Source organism: Miniphocaeibacter halophilus (genome assembly GCF_016458825.1).
GTDB lineage: Bacteria > Bacillota > Clostridia > Tissierellales > Peptoniphilaceae > Miniphocaeibacter > Miniphocaeibacter halophilus.
Genome location: NZ_CP066744.1, coordinates 1,303,109 through 1,316,056, shown reverse-complemented (window position 1 = coordinate 1,316,056; position 12,948 = coordinate 1,303,109). Strand labels below are relative to the sequence as shown.

5 protein-coding genes are annotated in these 12,948 nt (G+C 29.6%); all 5 read right to left on the bottom strand.

The features are described from left to right. Positions 1 to 129 precede the first annotated feature (129 nt). The 5 genes from JFY71_RS06410 to brxC all read right to left on the bottom strand — a co-directional run bounded on the left by JFY71_RS06410 (position 130) and on the right by brxC (position 12,941). Entirely contained in the window at positions 130 to 924 is a 795-nt protein-coding gene (locus JFY71_RS06410; protein WP_243659994.1) for an FxLYD domain-containing protein, read from the bottom strand. Between the two features lie 64 nt (positions 925 to 988). Further along, positions 989 to 3,025 (bottom strand): protease Lon-related BREX system protein BrxL, encoded by a 2,037-nt coding sequence (brxL, locus tag JFY71_RS06405; protein ID WP_243659993.1) that lies wholly within the window; start codon positions 3,023 to 3,025, stop codon positions 989 to 991. Between the two features lie 12 nt (positions 3,026 to 3,037). After that, complete coding sequence (gene pglZ / locus JFY71_RS06400) at positions 3,038 to 5,560, bottom strand: BREX-1 system phosphatase PglZ type A (RefSeq protein WP_243659992.1); 2,523 nt, start codon at positions 5,558 to 5,560, stop codon at positions 3,038 to 3,040. Positions 5,561 to 5,568: 8 nt separating this feature from the next. Continuing rightward, complete coding sequence (pglX, locus tag JFY71_RS06395) at positions 5,569 to 9,270, bottom strand: BREX-1 system adenine-specific DNA-methyltransferase PglX (RefSeq protein WP_243659991.1); 3,702 nt, start codon at positions 9,268 to 9,270, stop codon at positions 5,569 to 5,571. Between the two features lie 11 nt (positions 9,271 to 9,281). Next, positions 9,282 to 12,941: a BREX system P-loop protein BrxC gene (brxC, locus tag JFY71_RS06390; RefSeq protein ID WP_243659990.1), complete on the bottom strand. Its 3,660-nt coding sequence runs from the start codon at positions 12,939 to 12,941 to the stop codon at positions 9,282 to 9,284. Positions 12,942 to 12,948: the final 7 nt, after the last annotated feature.

Below are 12,948 nucleotides of genomic sequence, written 5' to 3'. Positions count from 1 at the left end.
TGGTGTTTAAATTATAAAAAGGAATGAGTGTTTAAAATTTCAACAATAATGAAGTGACAATATAAAAATGAGTCCTAAACTAAAGGACTCATTTTTATAATTTCTTTAAATCTAGTTAACTAGCAAAAACTATTCTTTTATAAAATACTGTGGTTCAAATTCCATTTTTGCAAAAGCTGTTTGAGTCATAAATTCAAATTTAAATTTTTGACCAGGCTTCCAATTATTGACACTATTACTATAAGTAGATTCTACAATTATCCCTTCTTCATCTATTAGGGAAATTTCAAATGCAAAATTCTCAAATTCTACAGAAGATGTGTTTTCAACAACCGCTTCATAGTAGGATGAACCGTATTCTTCCTTCACCTTAGTAAATTCCACTTTGTTTACAATATCTTCTATTTCTTTATTCTTAGTATCATCTTCTATTGCCATCTGTGCATTTAATTTAAAATCATCTAAAATATTCTCATATTTCCCAGAAAATTCTATTTTATAACTATCAACAATATCTACTAAAATTTTACTTCTTTCAGCAGCAATTTTATCCCAAGTTTCATAAAATTTTATTTCATCAACAGTAAAATAATCGAAGGCTTCTTTTTGTTCTTTTAAAATGTTTATATAACTTAAAGCCTTTTCTTGTAATTTAGTATCTTCAAATTTTTCGCCACTGTAATCTTTAATTTCATTTAATTCAGTGTCAATCGCTTTTAAATATTCTTCTTTTTGCCCTTGAGTATCCATAGTTAAATCTACTTCTGGTAAATCCCATCTTTTTTCTAAACCCTTTTTAAAGCTAGATAAAAACTCTTTATCTACATAATTTATTTCCGTACTATCCTTAGCTCCATTAGATGAACAACCTACTAATAATGTTAAAAATAGTAATCCTATAATTAATATTGATTTCTTTTTCATATCTTCTCTCCATTACTTCATTCTCTTTACATTATAAAAAAAAACAAAACACTAACTTTGCTCATCATTCAACACCCAATGCCTTATATACAGCATCTTCTGCTGTATTGTAGAATATTAAGTTAAAGCCACCTATTAAGTCTGACGGAACTGTCCCAATATCTACCGCTGAACTCATTGGTAGTAATACTTTCTTTGCTCCAGCATCCTTACAAACCTGTAAAGTGTTTGCTAGTTCTTCTACTTTTATAATTGTACCGCCAATACTTAAATCTCCCAATACTGCAGCACTAGAAATAACAGGTTTATTTAAAGCTGCCGAACATATGGCTATTAGTGTAGCCAAGGTTAAAGTTGAAGTCATGCCTATTCCTGTCATATCCTGTATATTCACTAAATAATCATAATTAGTTGTACTAATACTTCCACTTATGCTTTTGCTATTGGCCTTTAAATATTTAAAGGCTAAGTCTACAGACTCCTTGGCTTCTGAATTAGAGCCAAGTCCTGTCCTTTCGAATTTTCCACTACCTGCTGTAACTTGAGTTTCTAGTTTAAATGTACCTATCATGTCACTTTTTCCCCTAGCGACTGTGTAAAGATGTCCAGGTTTTCCTATGCCTTCCGGTATTAAAGTCCCTCCACCTTGTTCAGGTACTGGAACATATTCCTCAATAAAACTTTCATTGTCAATATAGGAAAAATTAATATCATAGAATTCCATACCACCAATGCGTTTTAGCTGTTCCTTAACCCTTCTTCTCATTTCTAAAGCAAATCGAAGTATTTTTTCAATATTTTCTTTTTCAAAAACACCATTAGGGTATATTATTTTTACTAAACCGGAAATAGTCTTTTTTACACCTATAACATCCCTTTGATTTAATTGTCTTCCAAGTTTAAAGTACTTATCATAGGCATCTCCGTAAGATACCTTTCTTAATTCCCTCATTATTTCAGAATAATAATCGGTAATAAAACCATAATCATCTGTAAAAAATTCCGGTCTATATTTAGGTATTTCCCATCCTGGAATATAAGAGTGCATTCTATCTAAAAAAGCCGTGTCCTGTCCCATAGCATCTGGAAAGGGTTCAAAGAGACTAGATGTTTTTAACATTACATCTACAGATTGATTAATATTGCCAACAAAAACCATAGATGCTGTAGCATTTTTTTCTTCCTTTCCTCTAGCAAAAGATCCTGATGCCATATAGTCCTTCATAATTTGTACACCATCTTGATCTTTAAATTTAATACCTGCAACTTCGTCAAAAGCAACACAATCCCATAATCCTACTAGGCCTACTTGCCTTGTTCCCATATTGTAAAATAGATTTGCAACAGTAGTTTGCCCACCTGAAACCAAAATACTATTAGGGCTTATCTCCTTATATATATGGGACTTTCCCGTTCCTCTTGGCCCAAGTTCACATAGGTTATAGTTGTTTTCAACTAATGGAATTAAACGAGCCAGATGTAACCATTTTTCCCGTTCATTAAAATTACTTGGCTCCATTCCAGTACTTCGTAAAATCAAGTCAATCCATTCATCATCAGTAAAATTACTTCTTGCCTTTTTAAACTCTTCAATATCTATTTTAGGCATTTGAACTGGTGTTAGTTTCTTAATAATAAAAGGACTTTTCTTTTTATCCCCTTCATCATAGAAATACTCCATTTGAACTATACACCAAATACCACCACCTAAAAGGCGTTCATATTTCAAAGGGTAACCAGAGTCAATTTGAACTCCTCTTAAGGCTAAATTTGAAAATTCAGCCTCATACCTGTCTTCTTTTACATTTAATTTTACAGTTATCCTATCAATAACAGTGTAACTTCCCTTTTCCCTTATTTTAGATTTTATTTTCTCAGCTTCATCTGGTCTAACATAATTTTCGGCTAAAATTGTTTTTACGGATTTAACCCCCGACTCAATATCCTCTTCATCAGTAGAGGTGCAATACATTCCCAGCAAGTATTCTAAAACATATATAGGAACATTTGCTCCCTCTTTAATTTTTTTAGTTAAATCCTTCCTAACAAATTTCCCAGGAAAGTTCATTTGAAGTTTTTCAATTAAATTATTTTCTTCCATATTATTATCCACCTATACATCAAATCCAAAGTCATCAGCAAAAGGTATATCTATTTTTACCATGAGCTTGTCCTCAATACCAGTTTTTGTATTCTTTATTACAATATAATATTTTCCATTAGGATCATAGGACTTTTCTTTAAGTCTAAAAAATAGTTTTCTTATTCTATTTCCTGTATTTTCATCTCTGCTATCTGCAAAATATAACTCTTCGTTGGATATAATTTCACCAAGGGAATCTTCAAAATAAATACTATAATTAACAGCCTTAATTATATCTGTAACAATATCCTTCTGGTAGATTTCTAAAGAGGTATTTAAAGAAGTAATATTTTTAGAATTATTCAACATTTCAATAGAAACATCCTTAGTTTCCACAGCCCCTCTTCTGGTTTTAATATTAATTAAGGGAGTAATAACTTCCTGCATAGAGGCCCCACCATGGAAGTAATTTTGCCCTCCACCTTGAAGTTTAAAAACATTGGAACTATTTGGAAATATTACATACCTTTTGTCATTATTATTTAAAACTTTTCCCAAAGAAATACTTTTAGTACCATGAATCTTATATTCATTTTCAGAAATAATAAACCTTCTGTTTTTAATATCATCAGTCTTGTAAAATTTATCTATTTTTTCGGCTTCACTATTAACAGATCTTTTATAAATAAAACCATGGTCTGAAGTAACAATATAATTATGAATTGAAACATGCCCTGAAAGTTTTCTTATAAGGTTAATAATTTCTTCAATAGCTTCATTACAAGCATTAAAAACCTCATTTTCGGTTTTTAACTCATCACCTCTAGCGTCGATTTGATTATGGTAAATGTAAATAACGGATTGGTCTTTGACAAATTCCCTTAACTCTTCCTTACTGTAGTTATTTATGACATCAAATTGAATTGCCCTACTGTTTTCTTTACGGGATTTTAAAATATTTTCCCTTTCCGTTAGGGAGCCTGCCTTTTTTTCGTCTACAAACACATCGAATTTTTTATTTATTTCAATTTCCTTATGAGGTAATAAGGCAGCCATTCCCAATTTTGTAATAGAGGGCAATATGGAAATTTGAGGTTCAATTTCAGCCTCAAATTTTTCACTTAAATTCATTTGACTTACAAGATCCTTTCCAACCTCATACCTTAAGGCATCGGAAATAATAACAAGGGACCTTCTGTTGTCAAAATGAATATTATTATTATAAAAATCCTTTTGTAATTTTATATTATCTAGGTCCCCATAATTAAACACATTGTTAAAGGCAATATTGTAAGGGTCTAAGAAATTATTAACATATGTATTTTCAACATAATCCCTTAACTTTTCATATTGACTTACATTTTCAATTTTATCTAAATGAAAATAGAAACGTCTGTAGTTAAGGTCCTGTAAATACCAAGACTTATCATATTCCTTAACCATTTCATTAAGTTCAAGATCATAATTCCTATTTTCAAATGACAATACCTTGTAAGCAGCTAAAAGCATTTCGTAATCATTTGAAAAATCTTTGCCGAAGAACTTTTCTTTTCTTAAATTAATTAAATCTACAATGTTATACTCTTTCACCTTTGTGTCAAAATGTTCATCAAGAAATCTATTCACTATCCAGTTTATAAATTTATATTCAAGACTTTCAAAAACATCTAAATCCAATAGAACTTCTAGGTCAATTTTAGAAAATAAACTATCACCATCTATTTGTTCATATACATATTTAGATAAACTCCTAAAGGTTTCCTGCATTCTAATATCGTTCATTAAAGAGTTGATAAAAGCAATAACTCCGCCTGGTTTTTCAAGTATATATTCTTCGTTTTTAAGTATATTTTCAAGGCCTGTTTTTCTTTGAATATAGGTAGCAAACAAACCTAGAACAAATTTAACCAAAGTAGGTTCCTTTGAATTGTAGCCAAAATATTTATAGGAGTATTTCCAAAAAGCTTCCTTTAAACTATATTTTCCAAAATCCTTTAAAATACTATTTTCTTCTAAATTTCCTTCCTTTAAAATACTCTTTACTATGGATTCAAATCTTACTTCCTTTATTCCTACAAGTATAGCTAAGAATCCTAGCTCAATATTTTCCTCTGTATAACTATCTATTTCCAATTCCTTAAATTTATTAAACCTTTCTTTACTATTAAAGAATTTAGAATATTTTTCCAACAGTATCTTTCTTTCCTCTTTAATACCTAGTTCAACCATTATTAAAGACAGACGGTCAGCTACAAAGGTTTTCGAATAGAGAATTGTATCTGCTAAATGATTGTCCTCATTTCTAGGTCTTGGAAAAGGAGCGTAAACTAAGTAATTACTCTCCTTGTCCTCAACCTCTAAAATATGTTTTGTTTCAAATAGGTGATTTTCTTTTAATATCAACAGTTTTGCATTTTCTAAAACAAGTGAAGAAACATCTTCTACAAAATCACCTTTTGAATCATACCAAAAAACAATTTTTCTTCTAGAAGATACATCTCTAAATTCATCATTTAAGGTATTTTCTATTTGAGATAAATTTAATTCTGCCATGTATCCTCCTAAATTTTACTTAAAATTTTTAAAACTTTTCCATCTCTGTCTTTTTGTACTTTTTCGTAATTCACCTTAACACCATCATCAAGGTCTATAGTAATTCTTTCGTTGGCAATATGACCTAGGACTTCATCATATTTCCTACATTCATCTAATTGTTTTTGAATCTTTATTTTTTCATCTTCTAGTTTTTTCTTTGTTGATGCACTATTTTGGCTAAGTATATCCATTTCTATTAAATTAATTCTGTCCTCATAGTATTTTTGTAATTTATGAAGGTAATTTGTTCTAACCTTACCTGTTGTGTATTCATCGTAACGGTGCATATATATTAAGGCCTTAAAACCATTTTGTTTTCCTGAATCATATAGCCAGTAAATAGGTCTTTTTTGATATGTTTTTACATGGTCCTTGTAAAAATCCTTAAGGAAATAAGAGCGAATTACCTCTCTACTATCTCCCTTACCAGTTAAGGCTTCTGCAATAAAGCCCAAGTTTTCCTCCAAGGAATCTTCTCCATAAACCACTTTAACAAATTCTTCAAATCTTGTAACAATATCATCTTCAAAGTATTTAGAATCTGTAATAGGTATACAGTTGTCTCTATCTGGAATAAATCTCTTATACTTACTTTTGTCAAATTCCCCACCGCCATAGGCTAAGCCTTCAACATCTAGGGAATAACGGCCTAACATACAGCCTACGCCGTAGGAGATAAACTGTTTTACTACATCTTTTTTCGTAAGAACATATTTGTTTCCCTTAATCTCCTGGTCAATGTCCTTGTTGGTGTCAAATATTTTTGCTATAGTAATATCCCTGTCGGAAACCTCTGGGGTAAGTTCATCTTCTAAACCATAAATTTCTATGAAAATTCTATTTAACTCCTCTTCATTTTCCTTTAATTTTTGGAATTGCTGGTTGGTAAATTCCTTGTATTGTAAATAGGCATCTTCCATGTTTTTAATATAATATTCTTGTCTTTCAACTAGAGTTCCACTTTCTGCAAGGCTCTTATAATATTCATTTAAATAGTTGTTGAAATCAACTAAGGGATTTACCTTAAAATCCCAGGAGGTTTCAAAAGTATCCCAGTCGAATTTGGAGATAGTAACGGATAAGTTAATAAATATATCGACCTCGTTTCCTATATAGTTCATTTTTTCAACTAGAATAGGAAATTTTGCCACTTCTCCTGATTGAAAATTTAATGTCGGATTTAGTTCTCCAAAAATATAAATAAATACATTAGAGTTTAATAATCCTAAAACTGAATTTGAAGTTGTTCCTAAATCAAATATACAACATCCACCATTGTCAAAAATAAAACCATTTCCAAATTTTCTAAGACTGAATAATTTGCTGGATACTGTTGACCATGTAAGTCCAGGTTTACAAAAATATTGATAATTTGCTATTACTGCTGTTTTAATTTTTCTAATTTCTTCAGCATCATTATACCAATCAATAACATATTCATTGTTACCGTACCACTTCCTATATCCACCACCTTTATTATATGGATACCATGGTTGTATCAATGTATCTTCCAATATAATCTCAGTACTTTTGAATTTAATTTTTTTAAATTCAATTTCATACCATAATTTTAAAAATCTATTATTATCTGATGTAGAATTACCTTTTCGTGGTGAAGCTAAATTCCCCAATGGTATACCCTTTACATAGATATTTAAAAAGTTCTCACTAGCCCAATAAGCAATAGGCATACCTGGAATTTTTGTGAAATTTTCTTCTGATGTTTCGTAAAAATATCCACAATCTTTATTCTCCAATGCTTCTAAGACTTTTTTCTTTTGAACATCCATTCCACCCTTAAACTCTGAAAGTCTAAAATAGAGTCCTTTTGAACTTTCTTTTCCATTTTTCAAGACAAAGGAACATATAGGAACAGTTGCTTCTTCAAAGGCGGAGTATTCCATTTGAATTAATGTAGTTATAGATTTATGGTTAATTATATAGTTTCTTAATTCCTCATAGGTTTTTATAAACATCCATACAAAAGGTGTCATAAAACCAGAATATCCATTTTCTTCTAAAAACTCAAAATTCCTAAAAATAAAAGCAGAAAATAAATCACCTTTATATTGTTTATATTCTGTAGTTATAAATTTCTTTAATTTACCCTCAAATTTATTTAAATACGGTGGATTTGTTGCTACAACCTTATATTTATTGGATAGTATTTTTGCTTGTCTCGTTAAATTTTTAAATAGGGGTAAAGTTTTTCTTTTCCATTCAAAATTATAAATATTTTCTTCTACTTCTTCACATTCTTTTAAATATTCTTCAAATTTTTCATAGTCTAAATTTTCTACTTTTATTAAAGAACCATATTCTTTAGCATCTTTTAAAATATTAAGTAAGTAACTACCAATCTTATTCATTTCAGAATTATTAGTAACTCCAGCACATTCAAATTCATCAATTAAATTAGTTTCTTTAATATCCATAATATTAGGCTTTATTTCTCTAGTAAAAAATCTTCTGTCAAAACTTCGTCCCTTTATCATTATAGAAAAATATGCCAGTTGAGCAGCTCTTTTATCAATATCAAGTCCATACAAGTTTTTTTCTACTATTTTTTGAGCGGCTTCCCTTTCTATATAACCTTCCTCTTTGTAAATCTCCATTAAAACATTAAAAGCATATATAAGAAAATGACCAGATCCTACACAAGGATCAAAAAAGGTTAATCCTTCAATATTTACTTTTTCATCTATATAATGTATTTTATTGTCTTTAGATGTAACAAAAAACTCCAACTTATCTTGTAATTTACTATTAGGATTTCTTTCTATCCAATATCTGCCTAAAGAATTATCTACTATATATTTTACAACCCAGTCTGTAGTAAATAATTGAGTAGCAGCTGGTATATCCGCTTTTTTTACTGTACCTTTGTATATATTAATAACTTTGTCCTTGTATTCTTCATTATAGTACTGGTATAGCCAACCAATGATTTCTATTGTTCCTGTAACTTTTGGTTCTTCATCCTTATATACTTCTTCTTGGAGATTAATATTAAAATCATCTTCATCTATTTCATTTACTAGTTTGTAGATTACCCCTGTTTCTTCTATAAAGGAAGGTTTAAATAAAAGTTCCAAATAATCATCGGTTTTTTCAAATAAATAAGGGAGGTAGTTCTTAAGCTTTTCTGTTACTTTAAAAAATAAAAAACTGAAAAGTTCTTCGTCAGACTCTTTTGTAGCAGATTTTTTTAAATCTATTACATATTCTTTTTCTTGGTCTGTAAGATTTTCAAAAATGTCCAAATCCAATATATTGGTTAATATTTCCGGAATATGGTCGTCCTTACTTGCTGATGAAAGGACTCTTACTCTTTCTGGTAAGTATTCGTTTACCTCCATAAATCTAATAGCTATTAGCCGGTTAAACCAAGTGTAAGCTGTTTCTTCTACTAATTGTTCAAAATCTTCTTCATAGTTTTTAGCATTACTTAGTCTTTCTACTAATTTTTTCCTGTATTTTACTTCTTTTCCTTTTAAGGTGAAATTTCCTACTCCACCTATGTTAAAGGACATAAAGTCAGGCTCATCTATTTCCGGCTCTGTAATTCCCTCTTTGTTTACTCCTATTTGAGAAGCTAGGAGAATTACATCATCTCTTAGCTTTCTTCTAGCATGGGTAGCAAAATTTCTTAAAGCTGTTTTATTCATTATTTTCCTCTTTAAAATTCTATATTTATAATATCTTCATCTTGTATTTGGGATTTTATTTTATTCTTTAATTCCTGTAAGTAATTATCTAAGTCCTCTTCTTTTTCAATTTTCCAAGTACGGGTTGGATTTATATTTCTGAAAAGTATTGTTTTTTGTTTCTTTAACTTAGACTTTTCAATATTTTCATCATTACCTACTTCTTGTCCCTCTTCTTCTCCTCTTTGTCTTTCTTTCTCTCTTCTTATTCGTTCTTTCTCTAGCTCTTTTTCATATTCAATATCGGCATTTTTTAATGCTGATTCAAATATTGTATTTGCTTCAGCCTCTACAGAATATACATCCTTTAAATTGTCATAGCTTTCAGCCTTTTCCACTAGTTGCTTAAATCTTTTAATATGTTTATTTTCAAATTCTTCATTTAAATTATATTCTGCTGTTTTTTCACTAACTCTTGTTTCATATTCCTTAATTTGTTCTAAAACAGGATTTAAGGTTTCCTCTAATATAGGAGCATAGAGATTTAAAAATTTCATTCTTAAGTCCGGTAAATCCTTTATTTTATTAAAGGGCATATCCATTTTCAGAATATGATTTATTTCTCCTACTACTTCTTCAATTTCGGAATTATTTACAAAGTTTTTAGAATCTTCATAAATATTCATGGTTTGAAAGGCTTTTTTCCAAATATCTATTTGATTACTTTTTTCATAGCTTGTTCCAAAGAATGACTGTACTGGTTCAAAGTCTTCTACAAAATCTTCAAATTCATCCCTATTTTTGTAGATATAGTCAAAAAACTCTTCTGAATTTTTAATATTTACAAGATAATTAAATAATTTTTCTCCCGATTTAAGTATTTCTTTTCCAGGATATTTTATATTTATATCTTTATTGGAGAAATATGAGTTATATAATCTTTCAATTTCCTTTAATTTTCTTGAGGATTCATCTTTGAAATTTTTAGTCATACCATCTGACTCGTCGGTTCTCATATCCATATTAAAGATTAATTTGTAAAGGTCTTTTAAATTCTTCTTCTTTTTAGGATCTATTTCCTTTTTTAAACTTAAGAGAACCTTGTCTTCAAATTTTTTCTTTGTAATATAGTCCAATATTACTTCTTTGTCTGTATTTAGTAGATTTATTGAATTTCCACTAACGGTAAATTCTAATTTTCCATCCATAAATAATTTAGCTATAAGCCAGCTTATGTCATAATCTACAAAACCATAAGGGGCTTTGGAAAATTTGTTTTTTATATCCCTAATGGAAACCTTAGCATTTCCTAAAGTTTGTAATGAAATAAATTCTTCTAAATCCCTCAAAGCTAATTCGTTTTCTTTTATTTCTTCATCTAAATTCATTTGAGGTTTTTTATTTAGTAAAGCCCTAATGTGAGATATATCCTTTGTAGCAGTAATATAATCTAATTTATTGTAGGTGTATTTTACAAGGGTCCCAATAGCTTTTGTTAGGGAGGATTTAAAATCCATACTATTTGTAGGAACTTCTTCCCCTTCTACATAGTAAGTAGCATTTTTTAAAGCATCCTCTAAGGCTCTTTTACTTCTTTCTCGGTACTCTTTTAATTCAGAACTTTTTAGACCTTTTATTTCGTCGGATTTTGGAAAATTCCTTAATTCATTGGAAACTAAAAAACTTTCTATCTGTAGCACTTGTTTTTTCTCTTTTAAAAAGCTTTCATCTGATGGTAATTCCACATACACTGCTCTTTCATTGCTACTTAAAAGTTTTATAGTATCTTTTGCACCACTATATTCTGAACTTGGTGTTATTATTTTTACGAATATTTCCCCTAATTGATTTCCTATAGGTATTTCATCTACTTCTTTGTTAAAGGAAAATGTGTATCTGCCTCCAAATTCAGGATATATATATTTGTCGTTTATATAGATATCGTCAAAAATATCCTTACCTATACTTTTTGAAATCTCCGTTGATCTTACATCAATCTTTGTTATTAAACGTTCTACTTCCTGTTCCTCGTCTGTTAGGAAAATATAAATATCTCCATTTTGTTGAATAAGAGTTTGGCTTTTTAATATATTTAAGGCATCCTGAACTTTTTCTTTTAAAGCTAAGCGGTCTTCATCTATATTAGATGCCATTAGTGTTGTAATATTGTCCACTGTTGCTGTAATTTCCTTTACATATTTAACCATGAAGAGTGTTTTTAATACATTTACATTAAAACAATTTTCTTCTCCTTCAGGATTTATAGCTTTGTTCCTACTTGCTTGACTTACTACCCTAGCATGGGAAGAGTCTAGAAATTGAGAAAGGGCATTATAGAATTTATCAAAGGACACTAAAACTCCATCTTCTTCATTTTGAACCTTTTGAGCACTTTCCTTAAACATAGCAAGCATTGAACGTTCACCTTCTGAAAGATGTTTTCCACTTGCTCCAAATTGTCTTATGGCAGTTAAAACATTTGAAAGTAAATTAAATTGGTAGGGTATAAAAGGGTAGACCCTTACAAAATCATCTACATTTTCGTATTTTTTCTTTTCTACAGAATCATTAAATATTATTAAGTTGTCTAAAACCGATTGTTTTTGCTTGTATAAAATACTTAAAGTATCTTTAGCAGTGTCATTTTTTTCTAGGATTCTCTTTTCTATTACTTCTGAAACATCAGCTGATGTTAGGTTTATTCTTGTGTCAAAACGACCTTGTATTTTAGAAAAGTCGTCTCCTTTTATTACTGTAATTTGATCAATAGCTTCTTGACTAGTTACTACCACCCAAGCTTTTCCTTTACAGGCTGTTCCTAAATCCTCTACTACTGTTTGGAGATTTAACATTAACTCCCTATTATCTCCAATATATTGACCAACTTCATCTACAAAGAAAACTACATGATGGTTATTGCCTTTTTCCTCTATATATTTATTAACTAATTCTGCAAATTCACTTATGGAAATACTATATTCTTTGGAAGTTATTTTCTCATACCAGCCTTCTGCTGACTCTTCTGTCATGGAATTGGAGTTTACTAAGGCTTCAACTAGTTCACCACTTAAAAAGTCCAGTTCATATCTTTTGTCCTTCCACCTATCTCCTGTAATTTTTTCAAATTCAGCTTTGAAAGAATCATATTTTCCATTTTTTTCCAACCATCTTTCTAGGTCTGCTACATAGGGATCTGTTTCACTATAGCCTTGCATTTCATTAAATACTTTTAAAAATACTGAAAGTATTGCTTCTTTACCGGTAGTTCCAGTGTCGGATCTCGAGTCTATATTAAATAAGATGGAGTCAGTGGAAATTTGACTAGCTAGTTTCATATTTGCAACAACCATAGGATCGTTGATTTTATTATCATCTAAAAATATATCTATCGCTTTTTTCTTTTCTCCTTCATATTCTATTTCCTTGTTTGAAATTAAATAGGAAAGTATTTTTAAAAGATGTGACTTACCACTGCCAAAAAACCCTGATATCCATACACCCATTTTATCTGTGTAGCCATTTATTCCTTTAACATAGGCAGTAAAAAAATCTCTAAAATGTTTTTGTAATTCATCTGTTACTACATATTCTTCTAATTCCTGTTTTATATTTTCAACATTGTCCTGTCCAACTTTAATAACACCTTGAATATCCCTATTAATATCCTTAGTAAACATATCTTTTATTAACATATTCAAA

Coding starts and splice junctions, on each gene's coding strand:
- JFY71_RS06410 (WP_243659994.1), bottom strand. CDS start 924: ATGAAAAAGAAATCAATATTAATTATAGGATTACTATTTTTAACATTA.
- brxL (WP_243659993.1), bottom strand. CDS start 3,025: ATGGAAGAAAATAATTTAATTGAAAAACTTCAAATGAACTTTCCTGGG.
- pglZ (WP_243659992.1), bottom strand. CDS start 5,560: ATGGCAGAATTAAATTTATCTCAAATAGAAAATACCTTAAATGATGAA.
- pglX (WP_243659991.1), bottom strand. CDS start 9,270: ATGAATAAAACAGCTTTAAGAAATTTTGCTACCCATGCTAGAAGAAAG.
- brxC (WP_243659990.1), bottom strand. CDS start 12,941: ATGTTAATAAAAGATATGTTTACTAAGGATATTAATAGGGATATTCAA.